The 18,063-nt window shown below is 54.8% G+C and carries 15 protein-coding genes and 1 pseudogene; 9 read left to right on the plus strand and 7 right to left on the minus strand.

The window, feature by feature from the left end; translation table 11 throughout:
- Positions 1-37: 37 nt before the first annotated feature.
- From fhuC to fhuB, 3 genes are read left to right on the plus strand one after another with little or no spacing between them, the layout of a single operon-like run.
- Entirely contained in the window at positions 38-835 is a 798-nt protein-coding gene (fhuC, locus tag OGV77_RS10905; RefSeq protein WP_003845793.1) for a Fe3+-hydroxamate ABC transporter ATP-binding protein FhuC, read from the plus strand.
- The gene (gene fhuD / locus OGV77_RS10910) at positions 835-1,725 is read left to right on the plus strand and encodes a Fe(3+)-hydroxamate ABC transporter substrate-binding protein FhuD (protein ID WP_087051031.1); all 891 of its coding nucleotides are present in this window, start codon (positions 835-837) and stop codon (positions 1,723-1,725) included. Before fhuC ends, fhuD begins: the two co-directional genes overlap by 1 nt.
- A complete protein-coding gene (gene fhuB, locus OGV77_RS10915) occupies positions 1,722-3,704 on the plus strand; it encodes a Fe(3+)-hydroxamate ABC transporter permease FhuB (RefSeq protein ID WP_087051032.1) in 1,983 nt (660 codons plus the stop codon). The genes fhuD and fhuB overlap by 4 nt, the downstream gene beginning before the upstream one ends.
- A gap of 114 nt (positions 3,705-3,818) precedes the next feature.
- Here fhuB and hemL read toward each other — a convergent pair whose 3' ends face one another.
- Positions 3,819-5,099, minus strand: coding sequence for a glutamate-1-semialdehyde 2,1-aminomutase (gene hemL / locus OGV77_RS10920; protein ID WP_087051033.1), 1,281 nt, complete (start codon positions 5,097-5,099; stop codon positions 3,819-3,821).
- A gap of 168 nt (positions 5,100-5,267) precedes the next feature.
- Between hemL and clcA the strand changes: the two genes are divergently transcribed.
- From clcA to erpA, 3 genes and pseudogenes are all read left to right on the plus strand, one after another.
- Complete coding sequence (gene clcA / locus OGV77_RS10925; RefSeq protein ID WP_043018476.1) at positions 5,268-6,689, plus strand: H(+)/Cl(-) exchange transporter ClcA; 1,422 nt, start codon at positions 5,268-5,270, stop codon at positions 6,687-6,689.
- Between the two features lie 23 nt (positions 6,690-6,712).
- Positions 6,713-6,778: pseudogene (gene yadW, locus OGV77_RS10930) on the plus strand (small protein YadW).
- Entirely contained in the window at positions 6,771-7,115 is a 345-nt protein-coding gene (erpA, locus tag OGV77_RS10935; RefSeq protein WP_003018581.1) for an iron-sulfur cluster insertion protein ErpA, read from the plus strand. The pseudogene yadW and the gene erpA overlap by 8 nt, the downstream one beginning before the upstream one ends.
- 119 nt (positions 7,116-7,234) lie before the next feature.
- On the opposite strand, the gene OGV77_RS10940 is transcribed toward erpA, so the two are convergent.
- The 3 genes from OGV77_RS10940 to mtnN are packed head-to-tail and all read right to left on the minus strand — an operon-like array spanning position 7,235 to position 9,387.
- Positions 7,235-7,858: a TRIC cation channel family protein gene (locus OGV77_RS10940; RefSeq protein ID WP_043018477.1), complete on the minus strand. Its 624-nt coding sequence runs from the start codon at positions 7,856-7,858 to the stop codon at positions 7,235-7,237.
- A gap of 37 nt (positions 7,859-7,895) precedes the next feature.
- A complete protein-coding gene (btuF, locus tag OGV77_RS10945) occupies positions 7,896-8,696 on the minus strand; it encodes a vitamin B12 ABC transporter substrate-binding protein BtuF (protein ID WP_043018478.1) in 801 nt (266 codons plus the stop codon).
- Positions 8,689-9,387: a 5'-methylthioadenosine/S-adenosylhomocysteine nucleosidase gene (mtnN, locus tag OGV77_RS10950; protein ID WP_043018479.1), complete on the minus strand. Its 699-nt coding sequence runs from the start codon at positions 9,385-9,387 to the stop codon at positions 8,689-8,691. The genes btuF and mtnN overlap by 8 nt, the downstream gene beginning before the upstream one ends.
- A gap of 83 nt (positions 9,388-9,470) precedes the next feature.
- Here mtnN and dgt point away from each other — a divergent pair, with 83 nt between their 5' ends.
- The 3 genes from dgt (at position 9,471) to cdaR (ending at position 13,857) form a co-directional block, all read left to right on the plus strand.
- On the plus strand, positions 9,471-10,988 hold the full coding sequence (gene dgt, locus OGV77_RS10955; RefSeq protein WP_043018480.1) for a dGTPase: 1,518 nt from the start codon (positions 9,471-9,473) through the stop codon (positions 10,986-10,988).
- A gap of 129 nt (positions 10,989-11,117) precedes the next feature.
- Positions 11,118-12,551, plus strand: coding sequence for a serine endoprotease DegP (gene degP, locus OGV77_RS10960; protein WP_043018481.1), 1,434 nt, complete (start codon positions 11,118-11,120; stop codon positions 12,549-12,551).
- Positions 12,552-12,699: 148 nt separating this feature from the next.
- Positions 12,700-13,857, plus strand: coding sequence for a DNA-binding transcriptional regulator CdaR (gene cdaR / locus OGV77_RS10965; RefSeq protein ID WP_043018482.1), 1,158 nt, complete (start codon positions 12,700-12,702; stop codon positions 13,855-13,857).
- Positions 13,858-13,944: 87 nt separating this feature from the next.
- Here the strand turns inward: cdaR and OGV77_RS10970 are convergent, their stop codons facing one another.
- The 3 genes from OGV77_RS10970 to glnD all read right to left on the minus strand — a co-directional run bounded on the left by OGV77_RS10970 (position 13,945) and on the right by glnD (position 17,969).
- On the minus strand, positions 13,945-14,331 hold the full coding sequence (locus OGV77_RS10970) for a DUF3461 family protein (RefSeq protein WP_003018562.1): 387 nt from the start codon (positions 14,329-14,331) through the stop codon (positions 13,945-13,947).
- Positions 14,332-14,440: 109 nt separating this feature from the next.
- Entirely contained in the window at positions 14,441-15,265 is an 825-nt protein-coding gene (gene dapD / locus OGV77_RS10975) for a 2,3,4,5-tetrahydropyridine-2,6-dicarboxylate N-succinyltransferase (protein WP_043018483.1), read from the minus strand.
- A gap of 31 nt (positions 15,266-15,296) precedes the next feature.
- Complete coding sequence (glnD, locus tag OGV77_RS10980; protein WP_087051034.1) at positions 15,297-17,969, minus strand: bifunctional uridylyltransferase/uridylyl-removing protein GlnD; 2,673 nt, start codon at positions 17,967-17,969, stop codon at positions 15,297-15,299.
- Positions 17,970-18,063 lie beyond the last annotated feature (94 nt).

The following is an 18,063-nucleotide window of genomic DNA, read 5'->3' on the forward strand; positions in this document are numbered from 1 at the left end:
GGCACGCTTTGCGTGCCCGTTTTACAAGTTGGCTGCTATGCAGGAAAACAGATCCCATCCCGACACCACTTTTGCGTTGCGTAATGTCTCCTTTCGTGTGCCTGGCCGCACGCTTTTGCATCCTCTCTCATTAACTTTTCCTGTGGGAAAAGTGACTGGTCTTATCGGCCACAACGGTTCCGGAAAATCGACGTTATTGAAAATGCTGGGACGTCATCAGCCGCCGTCAGAAGGTGAAATCCTGCTCGACGAACAGCCGCTGGAGAACTGGAGCAGTAAAGCGTTTGCCCGCAAGGTCGCCTATCTGCCGCAGCAGCTGCCGCAGGCCGAAGGGATGACGGTGCGCGAACTGGTGGCGATTGGCCGCTATCCGTGGCACGGGGCGCTGGGACGTTTTGGCGTTGCCGACAGAGAGAAAGTAGAAGAAGCGATTTCGCTGGTCGGCTTAAAACCGCTGGCGCACCGTTTGGTTGATAGTCTGTCCGGCGGAGAACGTCAGCGCGCGTGGATTGCCATGCTGGTTGCGCAGGACAGCCGCTGTCTGCTGCTTGATGAACCGACTTCCGCGCTGGATATCGCCCATCAGGTTGATGTACTGGCGCTGGTGCATCGCTTAAGCCAACAGCGCGGGCTGACGGTGATTGCGGTGCTGCATGATATCAACATGGCGGCCCGCTACTGTGATTACTTAGTTGCGTTGCGCGGCGGAGAAATGATTGCGCAAGGGACGCCTGCTGAACTGATGCGCAGTGAAACTCTGGAACAGATTTACGGTATCCCGATGGGCATTTTGCCGCATCCGGCCGGTGCCGCACCCGTGAGTTTTGTCTATTAATGATTGAATTACATCATATTACCCGTCGGCGCTTGCTTACGGCGATGGCGCTGTCGCCGCTGCTGTGGCAGATGAATACGGCGCACGCCGCGTCTGTTGATCCACAGCGCATTGTGGCGCTGGAATGGCTGCCGGTAGAGCTATTGCTGGCGCTGGGTATTACGCCGTATGGCATTGCCGATATCCCTAACTACAAGCTGTGGGTCAATGAGCCCCCGCTGCCGGACTCGGTGATTGATGTCGGGCTACGCACGGAACCCAATCTTGAACTGCTGACCGAAATGAAACCCTCGTTTTTGCTCTGGTCGGCAGGCTATGGTCCTTCTCCCGAAAAGCTGGCGCGGATTGCGCCTGGCCGGGGATTTAACTTCAGCGACGGCAAAAAACCGCTGGCGGTTGCGCGACAATCGCTGCAGGAAATGGCGCAATTGTTCAATCTGCAGGCCTCTGCTGAACGCCATCTGGCCGAGTACGATCGTTTTATCGCCAGTCTGAAGCCGCGCTTCATTCAACGCGGCGCGCGCCCTGTACTTCTCACTTCCCTGCTTGATTCGCGACATATGCTGGTGTTTGGCCCAAATAGCCTGTTCCAGGACGTGCTGGACGATTATGGGATCCCCAACGCCTGGCAGGGAGAGACAAACTTTTGGGGCAGCACTGCCGTGAGTATTGACCGTCTGGCTACCTTTCAGGATGTTGATGTATTGTGCTTTGACCACGGCAACGATAAAGAGATGGCTGCATTGATGTCTACGCCGTTGTGGCAAGCGATGCCGTTTGTCCGTAGCGGACGTTTTCAGCGCGTGCCGGCCGTCTGGTTCTATGGCGCAACGCTCTCGGCAATGCATTTTGCCCGTATTCTGGATAATGCGCTGGGAGGCAAAGCGTGAGTAAACGTATTGCGCTGTTCCCAACGCTTCTGCTGGCGGTTCTGTTTGTTGCTGCCTGCTGGCTCACGTGGGCTAACTTCTCCGTTGCGCTACCGCGCAGCCAGTGGCAACAGGCTATCTGGTCACCGGATATCAATGCTATTGAGCAGATGGTTTTCCACTACAGCTTGCTGCCGAGGCTGGCGATTTCGCTTCTGGTCGGTGCCGGGCTGGGGCTGGTCGGCGTATTGTTTCAGCAGGTGCTGCGTAACCCGCTGGCGGAGCCAACCACGTTGGGCGTGGCGACCGGTGCGCAGTTGGGCATTACGGTTACCACGCTGTGGGCTATTCCCGGTGCGCTGACCACGCAATTTGCGGCGCTGGCGGGGGCATGTGTCGTTGGGGCGTTGGTGTTTGGCGTAGCCTGGGGCAAGCGTCTTTCCCCGGTGACGTTAATCCTTGCCGGGCTGGTGGTCAGCCTGTACTGCGGGGCAATTAACCAGTTGATGGTTATCTTCCATCACGATCAACTGCAAAGCATGTTTTTATGGAGCAGCGGTACGCTAACGCAAACCGACTGGAGCGGCGTACAGCGCCTGTGGCCGCAACTGCTGGGTGGCGTGATGCTGACTCTGTTGCTGTTGCGGCCTATGACGCTAATGGGACTGGATGACGGCGTGGCGCGTAACCTTGGTCTGGCGCTGTCGCTGGCGCGTCTGGCGGCTTTATCGCTGGCGATTGTTCTCAGCGCCTTGCTGGTGAACGCCGTGGGAATTATCGGCTTTATTGGCCTGTTTGCGCCGCTGCTGGCGAAAATGCTTGGTGCACGTCGTCTGCTGGCGCGTCTGATGCTGGCCCCGCTGATTGGTGCGTTGATCCTCTGGCTCTCCGACCAAATCATTCTGTGGCTGACCCGCGTATGGATGGAAGTCTCCACCGGATCGGTGACGGCGCTGATTGGCGCGCCATTACTGCTGTGGCTGTTACCGCGCCTTAGGAGTATGAGCGCGCCGGATATGAATGCCAGCAACCGCATCGCCGCTGAGCGTCAGAATGTGCTGATGTTTACGCTGGCGGGTGGGGCGCTCTTGCTGTTGACCCTGGTGGTGGCGCTGTCGTTTGGCCGCGATGCGCACGGCTGGACATGGGCCAGCGGCGCGATGCTGGATGAGCTGATGCCCTGGCGCTGGCCACGTATTATGGCGGCGCTGATTGCCGGGGTAATGTTGGCGGTAGCGGGCTGTATTATTCAACGTCTGACGGGCAACCCAATGGCCAGCCCGGAAGTGCTGGGCATTAGCTCCGGTGCGGCATTTGGCGTAGTGCTGATGCTGTTTCTGGTCCCAGGAAATGCCTTTGGCTGGCTGATGCCTGCCGGGAGTCTCGGGGCTGCGGCCACCTTGCTTATCATTATGATTGCCGCCGGGCGCGGTGGTTTTTCGCCGCACCGTATGCTGCTGGCAGGGATGGCGCTCAGCACGGCGTTTACAATGTTGCTGATGATGCTGCAGGCCAGCGGCGATCCGCGTATGGCGGGCGTACTGACCTGGATCTCCGGCTCAACCTATAACGCGACGGGTGAACAGGTACTGCGCACCGGGATTGTGGTGGTTATCCTGCTGGCGATGACGCCGCTGTGCCGTCGTTGGCTGACGATTTTACCGCTCGGCGGTGATACGGCGCGGGCGGTGGGGATGGCAATCACGCCGTCGCGCGTGGGGTTACTACTCCTGGCAGCAGGGCTGACGGCGACAGCAACCATGACCATTGGACCGTTGAGCTTTGTCGGGTTGATGGCTCCGCATATTGCCCGAATGATGGGTTTTCGTCGGGCGATGCCGCATATGCTGATTTCGGCGCTGGCGGGAGGCGTACTTCTGGTCTTTGCTGACTGGTGCGGCAGAATGGTGCTGTTTCCGTATCAGATCCCGGCGGGGTTATTGTCGACGTTTATTGGCGCGCCGTACTTTATCTATCTGCTGAGAAAACAGAGTCGCTGAGGCTGATTCTTTTCATGTAGGTCGGATAAGACGCTTTGCGTCGCCATCCGGCAATAAAAAAGCCGGGTGGCGGCTTCGCCTTACCCGGCCTACGTTGTTTCTGTACGTTCTCTTTTACAGTTTCGCAAACACCCGGCGCGCGGCGTCGATGGTGTTATTGATATCGTCTTCGCTGTGCGCCACGGACATAAAGCCCGCTTCGAAAGCAGAAGGCGCCAGGTAAATCCCTTCATCCAGCATCATGTGGAAGAAACGCTTGAAGCGTTCAACGTCGCATGCCATCACATCCTGATAGCAGGTTACGGTTTCTGCATCGGTGAAGAAAATCCCGAACATTCCGCCCACATGGTTAACTACCAGCGGAATATTCGCTTCTTCGGCAGCTTCCAGCAGACCTTCCGCCAGACGCGTCGTCAGTTCGTTCAGCGTTTCATGAATACCCGGTTGGGCCACTTCGGTCAGACAGGCAAAACCTGCTGCCATCGCTATTGGGTTACCGGAAAGCGTACCCGCCTGGTAAACCGGACCGGTCGGCGCCAGCGCGTCCATCACATCGCGGCGGCCGCCGAATGCGCCAACGGGCATTCCGCCGCCGATGATTTTACCCAGGCAGGTCAGATCCGGAACGACGCCGTAATAATCCTGTGCACCGGCCAGCGCTACGCGGAAACCGGTCATGACTTCATCGATGATCAACAGCGCGCCAAACTCATCGCACAGCGCGCGCAGGCCCGGCAGGAATTCCGGCAGCGGCGGGATGCAGTTCATGTTGCCCGCGACCGGCTCAACGATGATGCAGGCGATCTCTTGTGGATACTGTTCAAATGCCTCACGTACTGAAGAGAGATCGTTGTAGGTGCAGGTGAGGGTGTGTTTCGCAAAGTCGGCCGGAACGCCCGGGGAGTTAGGCTGGCCCAGCGTTAATGCGCCGGAACCGGCTTTGACCAGCAGGCAGTCGGCATGACCGTGATAGCAGCCTTCAAATTTGATGATCTTATCGCGTCCGGTGAAACCGCGCGCCAGACGGATTGCGCTCATCGTCGCTTCCGTACCGGAGTTCACCATACGTACCATGTCCATGGTTGGCACGAGTTCAGTGACCAGCGCCGCCATTTTTACTTCCATCTCGGTCGGCGCGCCGAAGCTTAAACCGCGCTCCGCAGCTTCAATCACCGCATTACGGATTGCCGGGTGGTTATGGCCCAGTACCATCGGTCCCCAGGAACCGACGTAATCGACATAGGCTTTACCATCAACATCGTACAGATATGCGCCGTCCGCTTTTTCGATAAACAGCGGAGTTCCACCCACGCCAGTAAAGGCGCGAACGGGGGAGTTAACGCCGCCAGGGATAAGTTCGCGTGCTGCGCTGTAGAGATTTTCAGACTTACTCATGGATGGGGTCCTGGTTCGTAGAAAAAGTAAATGCCCGCTATTCTAGTTATTCAGAGAAGGTTATGAAAGTTTTACGCAATTGAAACAATGCGATTTGCAGGGGATTTTCGTGAAATGTGCGAGTAGAATGCCGATTCCGTATTTGTATTACCAATTAATGATCATCTGATGAAGACTGACTCTCCCTCTTTTGAAGCACAACAAATTGTGCGTTTACGCCGCAGGGATCAAATCCGTCGACTCCTGGAACGAGACAAAACGCCGTTGGCGATCCTGTTGATGGCCGCAGTTGTCGGTACCGTGACGGGACTGGTTGGCGTGGCATTTGAAAAAGCGGTGACCTGGGTACAGAACCACCGTATTGGCGCGCTGGCTCAGGTTGCGGACCATGCCATTCTGCTGTGGCCGCTGGCGTTTATTCTCTCCGCGCTGCTGGCGATGGTCGGCTATTTTCTGGTGCGTAAATTTGCGCCGGAAGCGGGAGGTTCCGGGATCCCTGAGATTGAAGGTGCGCTGGAAGAGCTACGGCCTGTGCGCTGGTGGCGCGTTCTGCCGGTGAAATTTATCGGCGGTATGGGGACGCTGGGGGCCGGGATGGTGCTTGGGCGAGAAGGGCCGACCGTGCAGATTGGCGGCAATATTGGGCGCATGGTGCTGGATATTTTCCGCATGCGCAGCGCCGAAGCGCGGCATACCCTGCTGGCCACCGGTGCGGCTGCGGGGCTGTCGGCGGCGTTTAATGCGCCTCTGGCCGGGATCCTGTTCATTATTGAAGAGATGCGCCCGCAGTTTCGCTATAACCTTGTCTCGATCAAAGCCGTGTTTACCGGCGTTATTATGTCGAGCATTGTGTTTCGCGTGTTCAACGGCGAAGCGCCGATTATTGAAGTTGGGAAGCTCTCCAATGCGCCGGTAAATACGCTGTGGCTGTATCTGGTGCTCGGGCTTATTTTTGGCTGTGTCGGACCATTGTTTAACACCATGGTGTTGCGTACCCAGGATATGTTCCAGCGCTTCCACGGTGGTGAAATTAAAAAATGGGTGCTGATGGGCGGCGCGATCGGCGGCCTGTGCGGGATCCTCGGGTTAATTCAACCGGAAGCGGCAGGCGGCGGGTTTAACCTGATTCCTATCGCCGCGGCAGGCAATTTTAGCGTTGGTCTGCTGCTGTTTATATTTATTACCAGGGTCGTCACCACGCTGCTGTGCTTCTCGTCCGGCGCGCCCGGTGGGATTTTTGCCCCGATGCTGGCGTTGGGCACGTTGCTTGGCACCGCGTTCGGTATGGCTGCGGCAGCTTCTTTTCCGCAGTATCATCTGGAGGCCGGAACCTTTGCCATTGCCGGAATGGGGGCTTTGTTAGCGGCTTCGGTGCGTGCGCCGTTAACCGGTATTGTGCTGGTGCTGGAGATGACCGATAACTATCAGCTCATTTTGCCAATGATTATTACCTGTCTTGGCGCAACACTATTAGCCCAATTTATGGGCGGAAAGCCGCTATACTCGACTATCCTTGCCCGCACGCTGGCAAAACAGGAAGCGGAGCAGGCGGCAAAAAGTCAGGGTACTGCCGCTGGCGAGAATACTTGAACGAAATACCAGGGTATTAGATAATGGCCTTAACCATTGGGTTATAATTTGCCCAATTGCCAATGTCGTTTGGAGCAAAATATGAGTGATGACGTAGCGCTGCCACTGCAATTTACAGAAGCAGCAGCCAATAAAGTAAAAAGCCTGATCGCTGACGAAGATAACCCGAATCTGAAATTACGCGTGTATATCACCGGCGGTGGTTGCAGCGGTTTCCAGTATGGTTTCACCTTTGATGATCAGGTGAACGATGGTGATATGACCATTGAGAAACAAGGTGTTGGTCTGGTAGTTGATCCGATGAGCCTGCAATATCTGGTGGGCGGCGCGGTTGACTATACCGAAGGTCTGGAAGGTTCCCGCTTCGTTGTGACTAACCCGAATGCGAAAAGCACCTGCGGGTGTGGCTCTTCTTTCAGCATCTGATTGCTGTCTGTAATACCGATGGTCTGATGGTGTAGGCCCGGTAAGCGTAGCGCCACCGGGCAATGTGCCGGATGGCGGCGTAAACGCCTTATCCGGCCTACATGTTCTGTATCGTCACATCAACGCCCGTTATCATCCAGCGCAAACGTCGGCAATTTCAAATGCCAGCGAATGGCGGCAAGCCGAATCAGCAGGGTAACGATCATCCCCATCATACTGGCGTTTTCCAGCGATACATTAAAGGTATAAAACGCTGTCGCATGTACGATGCCGCCGATAATACACGCCGTGGCGTAGATTTCGGTGCGCAGAATCATTGGGACTTCACGCGCTAACACGTCGCGAATGATCCCGCCGCCAACGCCGGTAATCACCCCCATACAAATCGCCACTAGCGGTCCCGTCCCTGCAAGAAATGCTTTATTGACGCCAATTCCTACGAACACCGCCAGGCCCACGGCATCCAGCACCGGAAGGATCCACTTCGGTATTCGTCGTGGCTGACGTACCAGCAGGATTGTCAGCATGCTGGTGATCATCGCCACCACCAGATCGGTCGGATCCTTAACCCAAAAAACCGGTCCGTGATCCAATGCCATATCGCGGATCGTACCGCCGCCAACGGCGGTAACCACGCCGAGGACCAGGACGCCAAACGGATCCATACGCAATTTTCCGGCCAGTAAGACGCCAGAGATAGCAAATACCGCGGTGCCGACAATATCCAGCCAATAGACGAGCATTTTTAAATCCTCACAACAGACCTGGTGGGGGCAGGCGCTAATTTATCTGTGAAAGCGCATTACAGAGTTGTTTTGCGGCGAGGATAATACGCGGGCTCGCGCGTTCGAACCAGTCACTATTAAGTGTAATAATGGGTATTTTTAGCTGGTTTCCCCAGTATTGCTCAATTTTCAGAGTTTCGCCCGGGCCTCCGGTTGCAACAATCGCCTGGGGCGCTCGTGCCAGGACCTGCTCACGGCTAACCTGTGGCCAGGGAACCCGACTGCCGGCAAAGATGTTTTCTCCGCCGCATACCTCAAGAACCTCGTGCTGAATGGAGCCTTTTCCACTGGTAAACAGAGGATTAGCGCCAAACTGGAGAAACACGCGTTTTTTCGGTTTGTTGGCATATCGAGATTTAAGTAAAGCATAGTCATCAAGCAGGGTTTGCGCCGCCTGTTTGGCTTGCTCAGGCTTAGGGCTCCATGCCGCCAACTGGCGGAGCGCATCGGCAACCTGCTCGATGGTAACGGCGTCTACCCAGATGACCTTAATTCCCAGGGCGGTCAGTTGATTCACCTGCCGCTCTGCATTTCCCCCGCGCCAGGCGATGACTAAATCCGGTTTGAGCGCCACAATGCGTTCCAGATTCATGCCTTGCCAGGTGGAGACCTCCTCGATATTTTTGGCCTCTGGCGGGTAATTTGAATAGCTACTGACGCCTACGGGGGTAATGCCAGCGGCAAAAGCGAGTTCAGTATTGGCAGGAGAAAGCGTCACAACGCGCGGTGCGGCGTAAAGGAACGCCGGGAGAGTGAAAAGCAGGGCGACCAGCGCCCTGGAGAGTAATTTAGCCATGCGCCAGTTTCTGTACCAGCGTTTCAACCATCAGGCTTGACTGTTTCGCGGCAACGACCAGGAACTCGTCAAAGCTGAGATGGGACTGCTGATCGGCGACGTCAGAGATGGCGCGAACCACGACGAACGGCACATTAAAGTTGTGGCAAACGTGCGCAATTGCGGTCGCTTCCATCTCAACGGCGATCGCCTGCGGGAAGTTATGCTTGATTTTAGCCAGGCCCACAGAGCCATTAATAAAGGCATCGCCGCTGACGATAAGACCGCGAACGGCGTTCAGATTGAGTTCTGCAATGCAGGATTCTGCTGCAGCAATCAGCGCCGGGTCGGCTTTAAAACCAGCCGGGCAGCCCGGGAGTTGGCCAAACTCATAGCCAAAGGCGGTAACGTCAGCATCGTGATAGCGCGCTTCGTCAGAAACCACGATATCGCCGACTTTCAGCGTTGAGGCCAGGCCGCCCGCTGAACCGGTGTTAATAATGGCGTCCGGCTTGCAGCGTTCAAGCAGCAGCGTAGCGCCCAGCGCTGCAGCCACTTTACCGATACCTGATTTCAGTAGCGCAACCTCTGTACCGTTCAGTTGGCCGGTGTAAATTTCACAACCGCCGAGAGTGATGGTCTGACGGTTTTCGATTTTGTCACGCAGCAGCGTAACTTCTTCTTCCATTGCACCAATGATGCCGATTTTCATAGATTTACTCGCGATAAGCCAGATTTGAGGGCATAGTCTATCATGCGCTTAAGGGGTAGCGCATTTCTCAGGCGGGAGAGGATATGGTACAGATCGATTTCCGAAAAAAAATAAACTGGCATCGCCGTTACCGTTCGCCGCAGGGCGTGAAGACGGAGCATGAGATCCTGCGAATTTTTGAAAGCGATCGTGGACGTATTATCAATTCTCCGGCAATTCGCCGACTGCAACAAAAAACCCAGGTCTTTCCGCTGGAGCGTAACGCGGCGGTGCGTACGCGCCTGACGCACTCGATGGAAGTGCAGCAGGTTGGGCGCTATATCGCGAAAGAGATCCTCAGCCGGCTGAAAGAGCTAAAGCTGCTGGAGCTGTATGGTCTGGATGAACTGACGGGACCGTTTGAGAGTATTGTCGAAATGTCGTGTCTGATGCATGACATCGGTAATCCGCCGTTTGGTCATTTTGGCGAAGCGGCGATTAATGACTGGTTCCGCCAGCGATTGTATCCGGCCGACGCGGAAAGTCAGCCGCTTAGCGATGACCGCTGCCTGGTAGCGGCGTTGCGTTTGCGCGAAGGTGAAGAGTCGCTGAATGATATTCGCCGTAAGGTGCGCCAGGACCTGTGCCATTTTGAAGGCAATGCGCAGGGTATTCGTCTGGTGCATACTTTGATGCGTATGAATCTTACCTGGGCGCAGGTCGGCGGTATTTTAAAATATACCCGTCCGGCGTGGTGGCGAGGCGATACGCCCGCGACGCATAACTATTTAATGAAGAAGCCGGGCTATTACCTTTCCGAGGAACCGTATATTGAGCGGTTACGTAAAGAATTATCATTAGCACCTTACAGTCGTTTTCCATTAACCTGGATTATGGAAGCTGCCGATGATATCTCATATTGCGTGGCCGACCTGGAAGATGCCGTTGAGAAAAGAATCTTTAGCGTCGAGCAACTTTATCACCATCTGCATGAGGCGTGGGGGCATCACGAAAAAGGCTCTCTGTTTAGTCAGGTTGTTGAGAACGCCTGGGAGAAGTCACGTTCAAATACATTAAGCCGGAGCACCGAAGATCAGTTCTTTATGTATTTACGCGTTAATACGCTGAATAAACTGGTGCCGTATGCGGCCCAGCGTTTTATTGATAACTTACCGCAGATTTTTGCCGGCAGCTTTAATCACGCGCTGTTGGAAGATGCCAGTAGCTTTAGCCAGTTGCTGGGTGTCTATAAAAATGTGGCGGTAAAACATGTCTTTAGTCATCCTGACGTAGAGCAGCTGGAATTGCAGGGCTATCGGGTGATCACCGGGTTGTTGGAAATCTATCAGCCTTTATTAAAAATGTCCCAGTCAGATTTTACTGAACTGGTCGACAATGAAAGAGTAAAACGTTTTCCTATCGAATCCCGATTATTTCAGAAGTTGTCAACTCGCCATCGTCTTGCTTATGTTGAGGCGGTTAGTAAAATATCAACGGGTTGCGCCGAGTTTCCTGTTCTGGAATATTATTATCGCTGTCGGCTGATTCAGGATTATATCAGCGGGATGACAGATTTGTATGCATGGGATGAATATCGTCGCTTGATGGCCGTAGAACAATAAATACTCATTTGTAAAGACGGCCAATAAAATTTTACTTTTTCCTTAAACTCAATTCTGGAACTTAGCGCTATAAAACGACTCTGACGTATACAGCAATTTTGCGTTATCTGTTAATCGAGAACGAAACACATGAAAAAAACCACATTAGCAATGAGTGCACTGGCTCTGAGTTTAGGTTTGGCGTTGTCCCCCCTGTCTGCCACAGCGGCTGAGACGTCGTCTTCAGCAATGACCGCCCAACAGATGCCAAGCCTGGCCCCGATGCTCGAAAAAGTGATGCCATCGGTGGTAAGTATTAACGTCGAGGGGAGCACGACGGTAAATACGCCGCGTATGCCGCGTAATTTCCAGCAGTTCTTTGGTGATAACTCACCGTTCTGCCAGGACGGTTCTCCGTTCCAGAGTTCACCGTTCTGTCAGGGCGGCGCGCCGGGCGCTGGTAACGGCGGCGGCCAGCAGCAGAAATTTATGGCGCTGGGTTCTGGTGTAATTATTGATGCCGCGAAAGGATATGTCGTAACCAACAACCACGTGGTGGATAACGCTACGGTGATTAAGGTTCAACTGAGCGATGGCCGTAAATTTGACGCGAAGATCGTGGGTAAAGATCCGCGCTCCGATATCGCGCTGATCCAAATTCAGGATCCGAAAAATCTGACGGCGATTAAGCTGGCAGATTCCGACGCGCTGCGCGTGGGTGATTACACCGTAGCAATCGGTAACCCGTTTGGCCTCGGTGAGACCGTGACCTCCGGCATCGTTTCTGCGCTGGGTCGTAGCGGCCTGAACGCGGAGAACTATGAAAACTTTATTCAGACGGATGCTGCGATCAACCGTGGTAACTCCGGTGGCGCGCTGGTCAACCTGAACGGTGAGCTGATCGGCATTAACACTGCGATCCTCGCGCCGGACGGCGGTAACATCGGTATCGGTTTTGCAATCCCAAGCAACATGGTGAAAAACCTGACTTCGCAGATGGTTGAGTTTGGTCAGGTTAAACGTGGTGAGCTGGGTATTATGGGGACCGAACTGAGCTCTGAGCTGGCGAAAGCGATGAAAGTTGACGCTCAGCGCGGCGCATTCGTCAGCCAGGTAATGCCGAACTCTTCCGCAGCGAAAGCCGGTATTAAAGCCGGGGATGTGATTACCTCCCTGAATGGCAAACCTATCAGCAGCTTCGCCGCCCTGCGTGCGCAGGTGGGTACGATGCCGGTAGGCAGCAAAATTAACCTTGGCCTGCTGCGCGACGGTAAGCCGGTCACCGTGAATCTGGAACTGCAGCAGAGCAGCCAGACTCAGGTTGATTCCAGCTCTATCTTCAAAGGCATTGAAGGTGCCGATATGAGCAACAAAGGCCAGGATAAAGGGGTCGTGGTCAGCGACGTGAAACCGAATACTCCGGCTGCACAGATTGGCCTGAAGAAAGGTGACGTGATTATCGGTGCTAACCAGCAGCCGGTGAAAAACATCGCCGAACTGCGCAAAATCCTCGACAGCAAACCGGCGGTGCTGGCGCTGAACATTCAGCGTGGTGACAGCTCCATCTATCTGTTGATGCAGTAATCTCCCTCAACCCCTTCCTGCACAGGAAGGGGTTTCTTTTTGTGATATTTGCCACAACTCCATACTTCTCCCTTCTGCTTTGTGCATTTGCACAATGTCGGCGCTTATTATCTTCCCTATGCTTGAGCTCTGCTCACAGGAGGGATTTATGGCTGGCTGGCATCTTGATACCAAAATGGCGCAGGATATCGTTGCGCGCACCATGCGCATCATCGATACCAATATCAACGTAATGGATGCCCGTGGGCGGATAATCGGCAGCGGCGATCGCGAGCGTATTGGTGAATTGCACGAAGGGGCGCTGCTGGTCCTGTCGCAAGGTCGAGTGGTCGATATTGACGATGCGGTAGCCCGGCATCTGCACGGTGTGCGTCAGGGGATAAACCTGCCGCTGCGTCTGGAAGGCGAAATTGTTGGCGTTATCGGCCTTACCGGCGAACCGGAACATCTGCGCAAGTATGGCGAACTGGTGTGCATGACCGCCGAAATGATGCTGGAACAGTCGCGTCTGATGCATCTGTTAGCGCAGGATAGCCGTCTGCGTGAAGAGCTGGTGATGAACCTGATTCAGGCGGAGGAGAATACTCCGGCGCTGATGGAATGGGCCCAGCGACTGGGCATTGATTTAAACCAGCCGCGCGTGGTGGCGGTGGTGGAGGTCGACAGCGGCCAGCTTGGCGTTGACAGCGCGATGGCAGAGCTACAGCAATTGCAGAACGCGTTGACCACGCCTGAACGTAATAATCTGATTGCGATTGTTTCCCTGACCGAGATGGTAGTGTTGAAACCGGCGCTCAATCAGTTTGGTCGCTGGGACGCTGAAGATCATCGCAAGCGCGTTGAGCAGCTTATTACCCGTATGAAAGAGAATGGACAGCTGCGTTTTCGCGTGTCGCTGGGCAACTATTTTACCGGGCCTGGCAGCATTGCCCGTTCGTATCGTACGGCGCGCACCACCATGATGGTCGGCAAGCAGCGGATGCCGGAAAGCCGTAGCTATTTCTATCAGGATTTGATGCTGCCTGTACTGCTGGACAGTCTGCGTGGCGGCTGGCAGGCCAATGAGCTGGCGCGCCCGCTGGCAAGGCTGAAAGCGATGGATAACAACGGCTTGCTGCGTCGGACATTAGCGGCATGGTTTCGGCATAACGTTCAGCCGCTGGCAACCTCAAAAGCATTGTTTATTCACCGCAATACGCTGGAGTATCGCCTGAACCGTATTTCAGAACTGACCGGGCTGGATCTGGGGAATTTTGACGATCGACTGCTGTTGTATGTGGCGTTGCAGTTAGATGAGCAGCATTGATTAATTGCCTGATGGCGGCACGCTTATCAGGCAAAATGCCGGGTGGCGGCGTCGCCTTACCCGGCCTACAAATACATCCACTCAAGGTTATTTACGCGTTAGTTTTTCCAGATCGGCTTCAATTTCGCTGATCTTGTTGGTCACAACGCTTTCCAGATGACGTAAATCATCAAGGATCTTGCGTTTAAGATCGACTTCGCTGCGATCGCGCTGGCAGATCTGATCCAGTTCGTCGATCACGTAGCGCAGGTTGGGACTGATCTCCTGCACCTCTTTGTAACCCTGGCCGACGCCATCGGCGACAACCGTTTTACGCTGACGGGGATATTTGAACTTCACGCTCTTGGCAAAAAACTCGCCTTTATCCTTCTGGAAATAGATTTTCAGGATATCGTTGTTGGCTTCTTGCCGCAGGCTGTAACGATCGATTTCTTCAGGATTAGTAATGCCCAGACTTTTCAGATTGTCATACATAGCGGTACCCTTAAGCTCACTATAACCATTGAATAATTAACGAAAAGCCTTGTTTATGCCACTCGCAGATGTAAAAAAAGCGGGCTAAGCCCGCTTTTTCAAATCGCTGTTAGTCGATGGTGCGTAACAGTTCGTTGATTCCCACTTTGCCGCGCGTTTTGGCATCGACTTTCTTCACGATGACCGCGCAGTACAGGCTGTACTTGCCATCTTTCGACGGCAGGTTGCCGGAGACAACCACGGAGCCCGCCGGAACGCGGCCGTAGAAAACTTCGCCGGTTTCGCGGTCATAGATTTTGGTGCTCTGGCCCAGGTATACGCCCATAGAAATAACAGAGCCTTCTTCGACGATTACGCCTTCAACCACTTCAGAACGTGCGCCGATGAAGCAGTTGTCTTCGATGATGGTCGGGTTAGCCTGTAACGGCTCCAGTACGCCGCCGATGCCAACGCCGCCGGACAGGTGAACGTTTTTACCGATTTGCGCGCAGGAACCCACGGTCGCCCAGGTATCAACCATCGTGCCTTCATCCACATAAGCGCCGATGTTCACGTAAGACGGCATCAGCACGGTGTTACGGGCGATAAACGCGCCCTGACGCACGGCAGCTGGCGGAACCACGCGGAAACCTTCTTTCTGGAAGCGCGCTTCGTCGTAGTTGGCGAATTTCATCGGCACTTTATCGAAGTAACGGCTTTCCGCACCCTCGATAACCTGATTATCGTTAATACGGAAAGAGAGCAGGACCGCCTTTTTCAGCCACTGATGCGTGACCCACTGACCCTCAATCTTTTCTGCGACGCGCAGTGCACCGGAATCCAGTAAGGAAATAACCTGATTCACCGCTTCGCGGGTTACGGTATCTACATTTGCCGGAGTAATGTCGGCACGGCGCTCGAAAGCGGACTCAATAACGTTCTGTAACTGCTGCATTGTTAAACTCTTTCCATAATAAATAAAAACATTACCCTTTATCGTTTGGATTGAGGGCCTCTGTCAACCGTTGATGCACTTCCTGCTGCAGCTCATTATTAAGAGCGCGCCGGTCGGCGGTGGCGATTATGAATAAATCTTCTACTCGCTCGCCAATAGTTGTAATTCGGGCGCCATGCAGCGAAATTCCCAGATCGGCAAAAATCTGCCCGACCCGCGCCAGCAGGCCGGGCTGGTCGAGAGCTATAAGCTCCAGGAATGATTTTCGGTCGGTATGGGTCGGCAAAAAGGTGACCTCAGTATCGACGGTAAAGTGGCGTAGTTTTGCCGGCTGGCGACGCGGTTGCGGTGGCTGCCAACTGCGCTGGGTGATCGCCTGTTCCAGTCCAAAACGGATCGCTTCGTGTCGGTCTGACGACAGCGGACTGCCGTCCGGTTCCAGTACGATGAACGTATCCATCGCCATCCCATCGCGTGTGGTGAAGATCTGCGCGTCGTGGACGCTAAGATTACGCCGGTCCAGTTCGGCGCAAACGGCGGCAAACAGGTAAGGGCGGTCAGGGCTCCAGATGAAAATCTCCGTCCCGCCGCGGGTGGCCTGCGGGCTTAGCAGGATCAGCGGCTTGCTGAGATCGTGTTGCAGCAGATGACGCGCATGCCAGGCCAGCTGATTTGGGCTGTGACGCACGAAGTAGTTGGCGCGACAGCGTGACCAGATGTGGTGCAGCGCTTCTTCATCGATGTTGTCCATGCGCAGTAGCGCCAGCGCCTGAAGCTGATGATGGCGCACGCGCTCACGCATATCTGGCGTGTTTTGCATCCCACGACGTAACTGTTTTTCCGTGGCGAAATACAGCTCACGCAGCAGGCTTTGCTTCCAGCTATTCCACAGCGTTTCGTTGGTGGCGCAAATATCCGCGACGGTCAGGCACACCAGAAAGCGCAGACGATGTTCCGTTTGCACTTCTTCGGCGAATTGCTTGATCACTTCGGGATCCTGAATATCGCGACGCTGAGCGGTAACCGACATCAGTAAATGCTGGCGCACCAGCCATGCGATCAGCTGCGTTTCGCGGGAGTTCAGACCGTGCAGTTCGGCGAATTTGAGCACGTCCTGAGCGCCGAGAACCGAATGATCGCCGCCGCGACCTTTGGCGATATCGTGGAACAGCGCGGCAATCAGAATCAGCTCCGGCTGTCGCAGACGCGGCCACAGATCCACACACAGCGGATGGCGCTGACGGGTTTCTTCATTGGCAAAACTTTCCAGCTTGAGCATTACGCGGATGGTGTGCTCATCCACCGTATAGGCATGAAACAGGTCAAACTGCATTTGGCCGACAATATGCGACCATTGCGGCATATAGGCCCACAACACGCTGTGGCGATGCATTGGCAGCAGGCCGCGACTCACCGCGCCTGGATGGCGCAACATACTGAGAAACAGCGAACGCGCTTCCGGGATGTAGCATAGCGGCTGGGTTAAATGACGGCGGGCATGGCGCAGATGGCGCAGCGTGGTGGAGTAAATCCCGCTGATCGCGCTGTTGCGCACCATGATGTAAAACATCCGCAGTATCGCTTCGGGTTTGCGGATAAACAGGTCGTCGTTGCGCAGATCGATCAATGTGCCGCGCAGTTGAAAGTCGTCATCAATCGGACGCGGCTTTTCGTCGGCGGGCATGGCGAGGATCGCCTCGTCGAATAGCTGCAACAGCATGTGGTTCAGCTCGCTGACCCGTCGGGTAACGCGGAAATAGTCTTTCATCATCCGCTCGATAGGCTCGTTGCCTTCGCCGCCGTAGTTCAGGCGTTGCGCCACGCTGAGCTGACGGTCAAACAGCAGACGATTGTCGTAACGACTAACGACCAGATGCAGGGCAAAACGTATGCGCCACAGGATATGCAAACATTCATTGAGCTCGGCACGTTCTGCCAGCGTCAAAAAGCCGAAACCGACCATTTCATCCAGCGAGGTGGCGCCAAAATGGCGGCGGGCCACCCACTGCAGGGTATGGATATCGCGCAGGCCGCCGGGACTGCTTTTGATATCCGGCTCCAGGTTGTAGCTGGTGCCGTGATAGCGCTGGTGGCGCTGATTTTGTTCTTCCACTTTGGCGGCGTAAAACTTATCGGAAGGCCAGAAACCTTCGCTAAAAATATGTTTTTGTAGCTCAAGAAACAGCGCCACGTCGCCAATCAGCAGGCGTGTTTCTATCAGGTTGGTGGCGACGGTTAAATCTGACAATCCTTCCAGCAGACACTCTTCCAGCGTACGCACGCTGTGCCCCACTTCCAGCCTTACGTCCCAGAGCAGCGTCAACAGTTCGCCGACTTTTTCGGCCTGCGCGTCAGGTAGCTTTTTACGACTGAGGATCAGCAGGTCGATGTCGGAAAGCGGATGTAGTTCGCCGCGCCCGTAACCGCCAACGGCAACCAGCGCCAGGTCGGCAATTTGGCCGAAACCGGCTTCAATCCACAGGCGCTGAAGCAACTGATCAATAAATTCGGTGCGGGCTTCTATCAGCTGCTCTGCGGAAATTCCACTGTCAAACGCGTCACCTAACCAGAGCTGGAACGTGTCGATATGCGTTTTAATTCCGGGGCAGTTGAGATCGTGCTGTGGCCAGGTGCCGGGATTTTGCGGTTGGCCTGGCAGGGTGGGGAGGGCCGTATTTGCGTGCTGTTCAGGAAGAGTATTCATTGTTACCACCCATTAAAAAGCCGGATGACGCTTACGCTTATCCGGCCTACGGGAGAGTGCCATTTGTAGGCCTGATAAGCGACAGCGCCATCAG

Source organism: Citrobacter sp. Ce129, from assembly GCF_030334545.1.
GTDB lineage: Bacteria > Pseudomonadota > Gammaproteobacteria > Enterobacterales > Enterobacteriaceae > Citrobacter > Citrobacter europaeus.